12 protein-coding genes and 1 rRNA gene are annotated in these 12,187 nt (G+C 68.5%); 5 read left to right on the top strand and 8 right to left on the bottom strand.

Annotated elements, in window-relative coordinates; translation table 11 throughout:
- Positions 1 to 24: 24 nt before the first annotated feature.
- Entirely contained in the window at positions 25 to 468 is a 444-nt protein-coding gene (locus ACFOW8_RS09410) for a VOC family protein (protein ID WP_378548685.1), read from the bottom strand.
- Positions 469 to 549: 81 nt separating this feature from the next.
- On the opposite strand from ACFOW8_RS09410, the gene ACFOW8_RS09405 reads away from it, so the two are divergent.
- Genes ACFOW8_RS09405 through glgB form a run of 3 tightly spaced genes read left to right on the top strand, consistent with a single transcriptional unit; the run spans position 550 to position 5,321 of the window.
- Complete coding sequence (locus ACFOW8_RS09405) at positions 550 to 1,155, top strand: TetR/AcrR family transcriptional regulator (RefSeq protein ID WP_378548682.1); 606 nt, start codon at positions 550 to 552, stop codon at positions 1,153 to 1,155.
- Positions 1,156 to 1,164: 9 nt separating this feature from the next.
- Positions 1,165 to 3,165 carry an alpha-1,4-glucan--maltose-1-phosphate maltosyltransferase gene (locus ACFOW8_RS09400; protein WP_378548679.1) on the top strand — a complete coding sequence of 667 codons (2,001 nt, stop codon included), beginning with the start codon at positions 1,165 to 1,167 and terminating at the stop codon, positions 3,163 to 3,165.
- Positions 3,165 to 5,321: a 1,4-alpha-glucan branching protein GlgB gene (glgB, locus tag ACFOW8_RS09395; RefSeq protein WP_378548676.1), complete on the top strand. Its 2,157-nt coding sequence runs from the start codon at positions 3,165 to 3,167 to the stop codon at positions 5,319 to 5,321. Before ACFOW8_RS09400 ends, glgB begins: the two co-directional genes overlap by 1 nt.
- A gap of 92 nt (positions 5,322 to 5,413) precedes the next feature.
- Here glgB and ACFOW8_RS09390 read toward each other — a convergent pair whose 3' ends face one another.
- The 4 genes from ACFOW8_RS09390 to ACFOW8_RS09375 form a co-directional block, all read right to left on the bottom strand.
- Positions 5,414 to 6,499 (bottom strand): class I SAM-dependent methyltransferase, encoded by a 1,086-nt coding sequence (locus ACFOW8_RS09390; protein ID WP_378548673.1) that lies wholly within the window; start codon positions 6,497 to 6,499, stop codon positions 5,414 to 5,416.
- A 104-nt stretch (positions 6,500 to 6,603) separates the two neighbouring features.
- On the bottom strand, positions 6,604 to 7,461 hold the full coding sequence (locus tag ACFOW8_RS09385; RefSeq protein WP_378548836.1) for a tetratricopeptide repeat protein: 858 nt from the start codon (positions 7,459 to 7,461) through the stop codon (positions 6,604 to 6,606).
- A gap of 61 nt (positions 7,462 to 7,522) precedes the next feature.
- On the bottom strand, positions 7,523 to 7,900 hold the full coding sequence (locus ACFOW8_RS09380) for a DUF3817 domain-containing protein (protein WP_378548670.1): 378 nt from the start codon (positions 7,898 to 7,900) through the stop codon (positions 7,523 to 7,525).
- Between the two features lie 95 nt (positions 7,901 to 7,995).
- Positions 7,996 to 9,180, bottom strand: a complete 1,185-nt coding sequence (locus ACFOW8_RS09375; protein WP_378548667.1) for an acetyl-CoA C-acetyltransferase — start codon at positions 9,178 to 9,180, stop codon at positions 7,996 to 7,998.
- Positions 9,181 to 9,313: 133 nt separating this feature from the next.
- On the opposite strand from ACFOW8_RS09375, the gene mce reads away from it, so the two are divergent.
- Together mce and ACFOW8_RS09365 are read left to right on the top strand one after the other, a co-directional pair.
- Positions 9,314 to 9,775 carry a methylmalonyl-CoA epimerase gene (mce, locus tag ACFOW8_RS09370; RefSeq protein ID WP_378548664.1) on the top strand — a complete coding sequence of 154 codons (462 nt, stop codon included), beginning with the start codon at positions 9,314 to 9,316 and terminating at the stop codon, positions 9,773 to 9,775.
- 86 nt (positions 9,776 to 9,861) lie between these two features.
- The gene (locus ACFOW8_RS09365; RefSeq protein WP_378548662.1) at positions 9,862 to 10,869 is read left to right on the top strand and encodes a hypothetical protein; all 1,008 of its coding nucleotides are present in this window, start codon (positions 9,862 to 9,864) and stop codon (positions 10,867 to 10,869) included.
- Positions 10,870 to 10,969: 100 nt separating this feature from the next.
- Here ACFOW8_RS09365 and ACFOW8_RS09360 read toward each other — a convergent pair whose 3' ends face one another.
- The 3 genes from ACFOW8_RS09360 to rrf all read right to left on the bottom strand — a co-directional run.
- Entirely contained in the window at positions 10,970 to 11,260 is a 291-nt protein-coding gene (locus ACFOW8_RS09360; protein ID WP_378548660.1) for an ATP/GTP-binding protein, read from the bottom strand.
- Positions 11,261 to 11,270: 10 nt separating this feature from the next.
- Positions 11,271 to 12,014, bottom strand: coding sequence for an endonuclease NucS (nucS, locus tag ACFOW8_RS09355; protein WP_378548657.1), 744 nt, complete (start codon positions 12,012 to 12,014; stop codon positions 11,271 to 11,273).
- Positions 12,015 to 12,091: 77 nt separating this feature from the next.
- Positions 12,092 to 12,187, bottom strand: a 5S ribosomal RNA gene (gene rrf, locus ACFOW8_RS09350); the annotation flags it as partial.

Below are 12,187 nucleotides of genomic sequence, written 5' to 3'. Positions count from 1 at the left end.
CCTCGCGTCGGCTCGGGCTCGTGCTCAGCTCGCGGCGTCGGCGGGCTGCTCGGCGAACTGCGCGGCGAACTCCGGCGACGGGGGGATCTCGGTGATGATGTCGACGAGCACGCCCGCGGGGTCGGCGACGATGAAGTGACGCTGCCCGAAGTCCTCGCTGCGGATCTCGAGTTCGGCCCGCATGCCACCGGCGACGACGAGCCGCTCCCATTCGGCGTCGACGTCGTCGACCTCGAAGTTCAGGATCAGGCCCTGGACCGGCTTGCCGAAACCGGCCGGGATGGTCGGGTGGGTCGGATCGAGGAGGGCCAGCTCGTAGGCGGGTTCACCGTCGGGCGCCGGTCGACGCAGGCTCACGTACCAGTCGGCCTCGAAGGTGATCTCGAAGCCGAACCAGCTGGTGTAGAAGTCGCGCGAGGCCGCGATCTCACTGGTGGCCAGAACCGGGTAGAAGCTGCTCAGTGCCATGACATTCCCTTTCACATACCGTTGGTATGTGTCGTAGAGTAGTTCACATACCATCGGTAGGTCAATAGGGAAGGACGAGCGATGGCATCGACCGCACGGGCCAAGCAGCGCGAGGAGACGCGACAGCTGCTGATCGCGCGCAGCAGGCAGCTGTTCGCGACGAAAGGCTATGCCGCCGTTGGCTTGTCGGAGATCGTGGCGGAGGCGGGCGTCACCAAGGGCGCGCTGTACCACCACTTCGACAGCAAGGCCGACCTGTTCCGCGCGGTGCTCACCCAGGTGCAGACCGAGGTCGGCGCCGAAGTCGCCACCGCCGCCGACGCCGAGCCCGACCCGTGGACCCAGCTGCGCACCGGCTGCGCGGCTTTCCTGCGGGCCTGCACCGATCCCCTGGTCCAGCGAATCATGCTCATCGACGGCCCCGCCGTACTCGGCTGGCACGAATGGCGCGAACTCGACGAGGTGAACTCCGCCCGGCACCTCGGCGAGGCGCTGCAGTCACTGGTCGACGCGGGAATCCTGCCGCCCCAGCCGGTCGCCCCGCTGACCCGGCTCCTGTCCGGCGCCATGAACGAGGCCGCGCTCTGGCTCGCAGGCAGTACCGACCCCGACGCTCTCCCCGACACCGTCGCCGCGCTCGACCGGCTCCTGTCCGGCCTCGGCCCCCGTCCGGCGAGAATGCAGTAGGTTTGTCCGGTGACCGGCCGGATTGCCATCGATGACATCGCCCCGTCGATTCCCGGCGGCCGCCCGGCGAAGGCGGCGGTGGGCGAGGTGTTCCCCGTGCGGGCCGTTGTCTGGCGGGAGGGCCACGGTGCCGTGGCGGCGACGCTGGCGGTGCGCGCTCCGGGGTCGACCCGGATCAACCGGATCCCGATGACACCGGACTACGAGCCGGACGTGTTCAACGCCGTCTTCACCCCGCACCAGCCGGGCACCTGGGCGTTCCGCATCGAGGGCTGGAGCGATCCGATCACCACCTGGCGCTCGGCCGTGGAAGCCAAACTCGCGGTCGGTCAGTCGGCCGCCGACCTCGCCAACGATCTCGAGATCGGCGCCACCCTGCTCGACCGGGCAGCCCAGGCGGTGCCGAAGAAACAGTTCGAGCGGCTGCGCGCCGCGGCGGCGGCCCTGCGGGGGGAGGAACAGCTGCCGGCCAGGGTCGCGCCCGCCTTCAGCGCCGAGGTCGCCGAGATCCTGCGCGCCACGCCGCTGCGCGAACTGGTCACCCGCAGTGCCCAGCACACCGTGCACGTGGAGCGGCGGCGCGCGCTGGTCGGCTCGTGGTACGAGTTCTTCCCGCGCTCCACCGGCGGCCGCGATGCCGACGGCAATCCGGTCCACGGCACCTTCGCCACCGCGGCCGCCGACCTACCGAGGATCGCGGGCATGGGCTTTGATGTGGTGTATCTGCCGCCGATCCACCCGGTCGGCGAGATCAATCGCAAGGGCCGCAACAACGCCCTCACCACCGAACCAGGTGATGTGGGCTCACCGTGGGCCATCGGTTCGGCCGACGGCGGCCACGACGGGATCCACCCGCGTCTCGGCACCGAGGACGATTTCGCCGACTTCGTCGCCGCCGCACAGGATCTCGGGCTGGAGGTGGCACTCGACCTGGCCTTGCAGTGCGCCCCCGACCACCCCTGGGTCAGTGCCCACCCGGAGTGGTTCACCACGCTGCCCGACGGCACCATCGCCTTCGCCGAGAACCCGCCGAAGAAGTATCAGGACATCTACCCGGTCGATTTCGACAACGATCCCGACGGCATCTACGCCGAGGTGCTGCGGGTAGTGCGGCACTGGATCTCCCTCGGCGTCACCATCTTCCGGGTCGACAACCCGCACACCAAGCCCGCCGACTTCTGGGAGTGGCTGATCGCGCAGGTGCGCCATACCGATCCAGGCGTGATCTTCCTGTCCGAGGCATTCACCCGCCCCGCCCGCCTGTACGGTCTGGCCCGGCGCGGCTTCAGCCAGTCCTACACCTATTTCACCTGGCGCGTACACAAGTGGGAGCTCACCGACTTCGGCAACGAGCTGGCCGCCAAGGCCGACGAAGCCCGCCCCAACCTCTTCGTGAACACCCCCGACATCCTGCACGAGAGCCTGCAGCACGGCGGGCCGGGCATGTTCGCCATCCGCGCCGTCCTCGCCGCCACGCTCGCGCCGACCTGGGGGGTGTACTCCGGGTACGAACTGTTCGAACACGAGGCGGTGCGGCCGGGCAGCGAGGAGTACCTGAACTCCGAGAAGTACGAACTGCGGCCACGCGATTTCGCCGGTGCCCTGGCCAGGGGAGAATCCCTGGAACCGTGGCTGACCAGGCTCAACGAGATCCGCCGTGCCCACCCCGCGCTCCAGCAGCTGCGCTGCATCCACTTCCACCACATCGACAACGACGCGCTCATCGCCTATTCCAAGTTCGATCCGGCCTCCGGCGACGCGGTACTGGTGATCGTGAACCTGAATCCGTACGGCGCCGAACAGGGCCACATCTCGCTCGATCTGCCCGCGATCGGCCGCGAATGGCACGACCATCCGGTGGTGTTCGACGAGGTCAGCGGTGAGGAATACCATTGGGGCCAGCGCAATTTCGTGCGCCTGGAGCCGTCACGCGCGGTCGCCCACATTCTCGCGCTGCCCGCTGTCCCCGCCGCCGCCCGCGCCCCACTGGCCTACCGCCGGACCTTCTGATGAAGCGCCGCGACCTGATGCTGCTCGCCGCGGGCACCCACCCCGACCCGCACACCGTCCTCGGCGCGCATCCGCATCCCGACGGCACCGCGGTGCGCGCGCTTCGCCCGCATGCCGAGTCCGTGACGGTCCTGGTCGGCGCGGCCGAGCACCCACTGAAATCGCTGGGCCACGGCGTATTCGGTGCGGTTCTGCCCTACCCCGAGATCGACGACTACCGCCTGCGCACCGGCTATCCGGGCGGCCGGACGGTCCTGTCCGCCGACGGCTACCGCTTCCTGCCCACCGTCGGCGAGTTCGATCTGCATCTGATCGGCGAGGGCCGCCACACCCGGCTGTGGGAGGTGCTCGGCGCGCATCCGCGGCACTACACCACCCTCGACGGGGATGTCGACGGCACCTCGTTCGCGGTGTGGGCACCGAATGCCCGCGGCGTCACCGTGTTCGGCGATTTCGATCTGTGGGGTGGCGCCTCGGCCCCGATGCGCTCGCTCGGATCCTCCGGTGTCTGGGAGGTGTTCGTGCCAGGTGTCGGCCCCGGCACCCGCTACAAGTACCGGGTGTACTGCGCCGACGGCAGGGTGGTCGACCACGCCGACCCGCTGGCGTTCGCGACCGAGGTACCGCCCGCGACCGCGTCGGTGGTCACCCGCGCCGATCACGTGTGGCGCGACAGCGCGTGGCTGGACCGCCGCGCAGGCACCGACGCCACCCGTGCCCCGATGAGTGTCTACGAGGTGCATCTGGGTTCGTGGCGGCCCGGCCTCGGCTACCGCGACCTCGCCCGGCAACTGGCCGACTACGTGCGGGCGGCCGGGTTCACCCACGTGGAGTTGCTCCCCGTCGCCGAGCACCCGTTCGGCGGCTCCTGGGGCTACCAGGTCACCTCCTATTACGCGCCGAGCTCCCGCTTCGGCAGTCCCGACGATTTCCGCTACTTCGTCGACCATCTGCACGATGCCGGAATCGGTGTCCTGCTCGACTGGGTACCCGCGCACTTCCCCCGCGACGAGTGGGCGCTCGCCCGCTTCGACGGCACCCCGCTCTACGAACACTCCGACCCCCGGCGCGGCGAGCAACTCGACTGGGGCACCTATGTTTTCGACTTCGGACGCAACGAGGTCCGCAACTTCCTAGTCGCCAACGCCGCGTACTGGATCGAGGAGTTCCACATCGACGGCCTGCGCGTCGACGCGGTGGCCTCGATGCTCTATCTGGACTACTCCCGTCCCGCCGGTGGCTGGGAGCCCAATATCTACGGCGGCAGGGAGAACCTGGAGGCCGTCGATTTCCTGCAGGAGCTCAACGACACCGTGCACCGCGCGTACCCCGGCGTGGTGACCGTCGCCGAGGAATCGACAACCTGGCCCGGTGTCACCCGCGGCACCGATGTGGGTGGGCTCGGTTTCACCATGAAGTGGAACATGGGCTGGATGCACGACACCCTCGGCTACCTGGGCCGCGACCCGATCCACCGGTCCTGGCACCACAACGAGATGACGTTCTCCCTGGTCTACGCCTGGAGCGAGAACTACGTGCTGCCGATCAGCCACGACGAGGTCGTGCACGGCAAGGGCACGCTGTGGACCAGGATGCCCGGCGACGACTTCGCCAAGGCGAGCGGCGTGCGCGCGCTGCTGGCCTACATGTGGGCCCACCCCGGCAAGCAGCTGTTGTTCATGGGCCAGGAATTCGGTCAGTTCCGGGAATGGGACAACGACCGCGGCCTGGACTGGCATGAACTGGAAAATCCACTGCACCAAGGCATTTCGACTATGGTCGCCGACCTCAACCGCACCTATACCGCACATCCGGCGCTGTGGAGCCAGGACACCACGCCCGGCGGGCATTCCTGGATCGAGGCCGACGACAGCGCCGCCTCCGTGTTCGCCTTCCTGCGCTGGGGGTCCGACGGCAGCGCGGTCGCCTGCGTCTTCAACTTCTCCGGCGCGACCAGACACGACTACCGGATCGGCCTGCCGCACAGCGGTTTCTGGCGCGAAGTTCTCAATACCGATGCCCAGGAGTACGGCGGGTCCGGCCTCGGCAACCTCGGCGGTGTGCGCGCCGAGGACACCGCCTGGCACGGCAGGCCCGCCTCGGCCGCGCTCACCTTGGCACCCAACAGCGCCGTCTGGCTGGCCGCCGAGCGCTGACCCGCTCAGTCGGTCAGGTCCACCCGGATCGTCAGCAGGTCGGTACCGACCCGGCGCTGTTGTAGCGCGGAAGCTCGCGCAGCGCGCCCGGCTCAGTTCTTGGTGGCGATGTAGTAGGTGTTGAGCGGATCACCGTCGACGTGTTCGGTGCGCACCTGGGTGAACCCGGCGTCGGTGAGCATCGACAGCGCCCGCTGCTCACCCCATACCGTGCCGAGACCGTCGCCGCCCTGGCCGAGCGACACCGACATGCAGTGCATGGTCGACACCGCGTACAGGAACGGGCCGAGCGGCAGGTCCATGTTCTCCTCGAGGACGCTCGACGCGTGGATGTCGACCATCAGGAAGACACCGTCCCCGCGCAACGCCTCGGAGATATTGGCCAGCACCTGCGCGGGATGCGCCTGATCGTGGATCGCGTCGAACACGGTGATCAGATCGCAGGATTCCGGCGCGTGCAGCTGCGCCACGTCCTGCTCGACGAACTCGACATTGGTCAGTCCCATCGCCGCAGCCTCGGCCCGGCCCGCGGCGATCGCGTCGGCGGAGAAGTCGTAGCCACGGAACCGGCTGGCCGGGAACGCGCGCGCCATCAGGTTCACCGCGTGCCCGCTGCCGCAGGCGATGTCGGCCACGTCGATGCCCATCCGCAACCGGTCGGTGAGACCGGGCGCCATCGGCAGGATCACATCGAGCAACGCGGCGTCGAACACCTCGGCGCTCTCCTCGGCCATCAGCGCGTGGAAGCGGCCGTAGTCCTCGTAGGACAGCCCACCGCCGATCCGGAACCGTTCCACGATCTTCGGTTCCACCTCGCCCAGCTGGGCGATGAACTGCATCACCCTGGCCAGATTGTCCGGGCCCGCGGCTCTGGTCAGGCTCGCCGCGTGCGCGGGCGGCAACGTGTAGGTGGCCGTGGCCGGGTCGTAGTGCACGATGCCGCCGGTGGTGACCGCGCCGAGCCATTCCCGGACATAGCGTTCGTTCAGCTCCGCCGCGGCCGCGAGTTCGGCACTGGTCGCCCCTGGATTGGCCGCCATCGTGTCGAACAGACCGACCTGGTGACCCATGCTGATCATCAGCGCGACGCTCGCGTGGTCGAGTACCTCGACCATCGCGCCGGCGAAGGCTTCCACCTCGGCCTGGTCTACGGCACCCGCGTGATCGAGAGAGGTCATGGTTGTTCTCCTCGGGTCAGCTCGCGGCCCGGTGCCGCGGGTCTGTGGGAGATACGGCGGGGCCGCCCCGGCGGTTCAGCCGGGACGGCCCCGAAGTCGGCGGATCAGTACAGCGCGGTGGCCAGCTTGCGCCGAGCCGCGACGACGACGGGCTCGGCCGGATCGAACAGCTCGAACAGCTCGAGCAGCCGGGTGCGTGCCCTGGTGCGGTCGTCACCCGCGGTGCGCTTGATGACGGCGATGATCCGGTCGAATGCCGCTTCGGCGCGCTGCTCGAGCATGTCGACGTCGGCGGCGTCGAGAGCGGCGTCCAGGTCGCCGGGGTCGGCGTCGGCGGTGGCGACGACCGCCGGGTCGAGCTGCTGAGCCCTGGTCAGGAAGCGCAGCTGGCGCAGCGCCGCCTTGGCCTCCGCGTTAGCCGGTTCGGCGGCCAGGATCGCCTCGTAGGCCGCCTCGGCGCCGGCGATGTCGCCCTCGGCGAGGGCGTCTTCGGCCGCAGTGAAGCGCGGGTCCTCGACCTCGGGCTGCTCCTGGTTCGGGTCGCCCTCGAGTTTGCCCGCGGTCGCGTCCATGACGGCGTCGAGCCACTGCCGCACCTGGGCCTCGGGTTGCGCGCCTTCGAAGTCGGCCAGCGGCTGTCCGCCCGCCACCGCGATCACCGTGGGGATACCCTGCACGCGCAGCGCCTGCACGATGTTCATGTTCTGCTCGGCCTCGATGACGGCCAGGTCCCAGCGGCCGCCGTCATCGGCATTGAGCCGTTCCAGGGTGCGCATCAGCTCGACGCTGCCCGGGCTGCGCTGGGAGAACAGCGCGACCACCACGGGCACCTGCATCGAGCGGCGCAGCACCTTGGCTTCGAAATCCGCCTCGGTGACCGTGTGGTTCCCCGGGGCAGCAGGCGCGCCGCCGGCACCGGCGGGCGGCTGCTTCAGCGCGGACAGATCCACCGCGCCGGACATGGCGGCGGCGACGGCGGGCGAAGGACGACGGGCAGCGGGTCGAGTCACGCTTTCCAGTTTGTCACGAAGCCGTCGGGGAAGTCGCCGCGGCGCCCTCGCTCGCGCCGGTGCTCAGCTCGCCGAGCTGACCGGTGCGCACCGCCCAGACCTCGAAGAGCACGGTGGCCAGCGGCGGGATGCTCGACGCCAGCGCCAGCACGGTGGTCTTCGGGCTCCAGTTCAGCTCGCGCGCGGTCAGCAGCGCGGTGATCACGAACAGGACGAAGATGCCACCGTGCACCGGCCCGAAGATCTTCACGCCGATCTCGTTGCCCTCGGCGGGCAGGTACTTGAACGCCATCCCGGTCAGCAGACCGATCCAGGACAGCGCCTCGAGCACCGCGAAGAACCGGAAGCGGCTGGCGGTGGTGCGCAGATCGAAGAAACCCATACCAGTCATTGTGCAGCATGACCTACGACACCGTGTAGTTGAACCCCTCACACGAACAGGCCCGCACGCTCGGTGGCGTGCGGGCCTGTCGCTGGTCGGTCAGATCAGGCCGGGACCTTGATGATCAGCGCATCGCCCTGGCCACCACCACCACACAGCGCGGCCGCGCCCACACCGCCACCACGACGCTTCAGCTCCAGCGCCAGATGCAGCAGAATCCGGGCACCGGACATACCGAGCGGGTGGCCGATGGAGATCGCGCCGCCGTTGACGTTCACCTTCTCCGGGTCGTAGCCCAGCTTCTTGGTGGAGGCGATGCCGACCGCGGCGAAGGCCTCGTTGATCTCGATCAGGTCCAGCTCGGCCGGGGTGATGCCTTCCTTGGCACAGGCGGCGAGGATGGCGTTGGCCGGCTGGTCCTGCAGCGTCGAGTCGGGACCGGCCACCTGGCCGGCGGCACCGATCTCGGCGATCCACTCCAGCCCGAGTTCCTCGGCCTTGGCCTTGCTCATCACGATCACCGCGGCGGCGCCGTCGGAGATCTGCGAGGCGGTGCCCGCGGTGACGGTGCCGTCCTTGCGGAAGGCCGGGCGCAGCTTGCTCAGCGACTCGACGGTGGTGTCGGCGCGGATGCCCTCGTCCTCGGTGACGTAGACCGGGTCGCCCTTGCGCTGCGGCACGGCCACCGGCACGACCTCGTCGGCGAACAGACCGTTCTTCCAGGCGGCGGCGGCACGCTGGTGCGAGGCCGCGGCGAACGCGTCCTGCGCCGCGCGGCTCACCTTGTCGAGGTCGTTGCGTTCCTCGGTGAGCAGGCCCATCGCCTGGTCGGTGATCACGTCGTGCAGGCCGTCGTAGGCCATATGGTCGACCAGGGTGGTGTCGCCGTACTTGAAGCCCTCGCGGCTCTTCGGCAGCAGGTGCGGGGTCTGGCTCATCGACTCCATACCGCCGGCCACCACGATCTCGTGCTCACCGGCGCGGATCAGCTGATCGGCAAGCGCGATCGCGTTCACGCCCGACAGACACACCTTGTTGATCAGCAACGACGGCACGTCCAGCGGGATGCCGGCGGCCATGGCCGCCTGACGCGCCGGCAACTGCCCGGCACCGGCCTGCAGCACCTGGCCGAGGATCACGTAGTCGACCTGCTCGGGGGCGACGCCGCCCTTCTCCAGCGCGGCCTTGATGGCCACGCCGGCCAGATCCGAGGCCTTGAAGTCCTTCAGGCCGCCGAGCAGCCTGCCGACCGGAGTACGCGCACCGGACACGATGACAGAAGTCGTCACGAAAGCCTCGCATTCATTGAGTCGAACCTCGCCGCGATGCACACAGCGCCACGCCGCGCGCGTCAAGGGTTGCACTCAACGGTAACCGCTGCGCGACCGTGACCGGCAGGCAGGTTCGCGCTAGCGTCGAGAGGTGACCAACGTGAACATCATCCCCGCCGACTACGTCATCGCCGTCGACCATGTGGGCATCGCGGTGCCCGATCTCGATGCCGCCGTCGCCTGGTACACCGACAACCTCGGCATGGTCGAGACCCACCGCGAGGTGAACGAGGCGCAGGGTGTCGTGGAGGCGATGCTGTCGTGCCCGGCCGCCGCCGATCGGGCCACCGCGCTGCAGCTGCTGGCTCCACTCACCCCGGAGTCGACCATCGCGAAGTTCCTCGATCGCAGCGGACCCGGCTTGCAGCAGTTGGCCTTTCGGGTCACCGACATCGAGGCCGTTTCGGCCTACCTACGCGACCGCGGTGTGCGTTTGCTGTACGAGGCGCCCCGGCACGGCACCGCCGATTCCCGCATCAATTTCATCCATCCGAAGGATGCTGGCGGTGTGCTGGTGGAGCTGGTCGAGCCGAACCCCAATGTTACGCACTAGTAAGCGGATCCGCCCGATAAATCTCGGCGCGATCACAATCGTGGTCGAGTCTCCATAGCCAGGCTCGAGGCTGTATTTTGTGTGCCATGTCGTCACCTGAGTCCGATCGCAATCGCTTCGTTGCACTGCCCTTCACCGTTGTGCGCAAGGGTTATGCGCAAGACGAGGTGCGCAACTACTTCGACCGCTTCGACGCGGAGCTCCGCGTCACCGCCACCGACCGGGATGCCGCCGCGGCGCAGGCCCGTAATCTCGCCAGCCAGCTGGAAGACGCGCGCGACGAGATCGACGAGCTCCGCAAGGAGGTCGACCGGCTGTCCGTGCCGCCGACCACCGCCGAAGGCATGTCCGACCGCATCTCGCGCATGCTGCGCCTGGCTTCGGACGAAGCGTCCGAGGTCAGGGCGCTCGCCCAGGCCGAGGCCGCGGAGATGGTGTCGATCGCCGAGCAGCAGGCCACCGAGATGCGTGGCAAGTACGAGTCGCTGCTCGCGGAGACCAAGGAGAAGCGCGAGGCACTCGAGATCGAGTTCGAGCAGACCCTCGCGAACGCGCGCACCGAGTCCGCCAAGATCATCGAGGCCGCGCAGGCCGATGTGGAACGCCTCGCGAAGGAGGCCGAGGCCAAGCGCAAGGCCACCCAGCAGGACTTCGAGGCCACCATGAACGATCGGCGCACCAAGCTGACCCGTGCCATGGAAGAGCTCGAGGCCACCAGCCGCGCCGAGGCCGCCCAGCGGATCAAGGACGCGACCGACGAGTCCAACCGGCTCATCAGCTCCGCCACCCAGACCTCCGAGCGCAAGATCGCGCATGCGAAGGAACTGGCGGAGGAGATGCGCGTGCTGCGCGGCCGGGTTCTCGCCCAGCTGCTCGGCATCCGTGGCCAGCTCGATTCCGTGCCCGCCATGCTGGCGGCGGTCAACCGGGAGAGCGAGCTGCTCGACGGCGCCCCCGAGCGCAAGTCGATCAGCAACAACGGCAACAACAAGTCGGTGTCCGGCTCCCGGCAGAACAAGGCTATCCCCGAGGTCGCCGATGCCGACTCCGATGTCGTCGACGAGGACCGCGAAAGCGCCGATATCAGCAACTGACGTCGGACCAGCGACGACATCGGCTCCACCCCACGATCAACGAAAAGCGAAGGCCGCCTCGGATATCCGAGGCGGCCTTCGCTGTGTTCGACACGGGGTTTCAGGACCAGCGACGGGTGATGCCGCGGGTCCTTCTGCCGTTCCAGCAGCCCTGATGCCAGTGCCTGCGGTCGTCTTCCCCACCGTCGGCGGCCCAGGCGACGATGTGTGCGACACCCGGCGCGATCTCGTGATCACAGCCGGGGCACCGATACGTCTTGAGCGCGCGAGCACCGGGAACCGTTCGGACGATATACGTTTCCTCGCCCGGCCCCTGCTCGGTGCGCCCGTAGACATCACCGAGCGGCGCCGGCTCGCTACGTCGCTCTGTGCGTGGTTTGCGTCGCGGCATGGTTCCAAGCCTAGAAGAGGCGGAAAACGTTGCTCTCTGTGCCGCGCAGCTCGTCGTAATCGAGCGTGAGGCAGCGTATTCCCCTGACCTCGGCGAGAGTACGCGCCTGCGGCTTGATCTGCTGGGCGGCGAACACCCCGGTCACCGGTGCCAGCAGCGGATCGCGGTTGAGCAGGTCGAGGTAGCGGGTGAGCTGCTCGACGCCGTCGATCTCCCCGCGCCGCTTGATCTCCACCGCCACGGTCGCACCGTCGGCGTCACGGCACAGCAGGTCGACCGGTCCGATCGCGGTCATGAACTCCCGCCGGATGAGGGTGTAGCCTTCGCCCAGTTTCGTCACGTGCTCGGCGAGCAGCTCCTGGAGATGGGCTTCCACGCCGTCCTTCACCAGGCCTGGGTCGACACCGAGATCGTGCGAGGAGTCGTGCTCGATGTCCTCGATGGTGATCCGCAGTTCCTCACCGGCCTTGTTGGTCACCACCCACAGCGCCTTGATGTTCTCCGGCAGCGCCGTATTGCCCTCGCGCAGCGCCGTCACCCCCACCGGCAGCTCCGCGGGCACCAGGGTGGCGATATCGCGTTCTTCCAGCCAGCACGGCGGGCTCATCCAGTTCAGCGGCTTGTACGAGCCACCGTCGGAGTGCACGAGCACCGACCCGTCGGCCTTGATCATCAGCAGCCTGCGGGCCATCGGGAGGTGGGCGGTGAGTCGGCCGACGTAGTCGACCTGGCAACGAGCAATGACAAGGCGCACCCCAGCACTCTAGGGGACGGCGAAGGGAACGCAAAAAGGCCCTCCAACCGTAGTTGGAGGGCCTTTCGCAACAGTTTGTCCGGCGGTGTCCTACTCTCCCACACCCTGTCGAGTGCAGTACCATCGGCGCAGGTGGCCTTAGCTTCCGGGTTCGGAATGGGACCGGGCGTTTC

Origin of the sequence: Nocardia rhizosphaerae (assembly GCF_042650365.1) — a bacterium.
In the GTDB taxonomy this organism is placed as follows: domain Bacteria; phylum Actinomycetota; class Actinomycetes; order Mycobacteriales; family Mycobacteriaceae; genus Nocardia; species Nocardia rhizosphaerae.
This window is presented reverse-complemented; position numbering and strand designations above follow the sequence as displayed.

Coding starts and splice junctions, on each gene's coding strand:
- ACFOW8_RS09410 (WP_378548685.1), bottom strand. CDS start 468: ATGGCACTGAGCAGCTTCTACCCGGTTCTGGCCACCAGTGAGATCGCG.
- ACFOW8_RS09405 (WP_378548682.1), top strand. CDS start 550: ATGGCATCGACCGCACGGGCCAAGCAGCGCGAGGAGACGCGACAGCTG.
- glgB (WP_378548676.1), top strand. CDS start 3,165: ATGAAGCGCCGCGACCTGATGCTGCTCGCCGCGGGCACCCACCCCGAC.
- ACFOW8_RS09390 (WP_378548673.1), bottom strand. CDS start 6,499: ATGACCTCTCTCGATCACGCGGGTGCCGTAGACCAGGCCGAGGTGGAA.
- ACFOW8_RS09385 (WP_378548836.1), bottom strand. CDS start 7,461: ATGTCCGGCGCGGTGGATCTGTCCGCGCTGAAGCAGCCGCCCGCCGGT.
- ACFOW8_RS09380 (WP_378548670.1), bottom strand. CDS start 7,900: ATGACTGGTATGGGTTTCTTCGATCTGCGCACCACCGCCAGCCGCTTC.
- ACFOW8_RS09365 (WP_378548662.1), top strand. CDS start 9,862: ATGTCGTCACCTGAGTCCGATCGCAATCGCTTCGTTGCACTGCCCTTC.
- ACFOW8_RS09360 (WP_378548660.1), bottom strand. CDS start 11,260: ATGCCGCGACGCAAACCACGCACAGAGCGACGTAGCGAGCCGGCGCCG.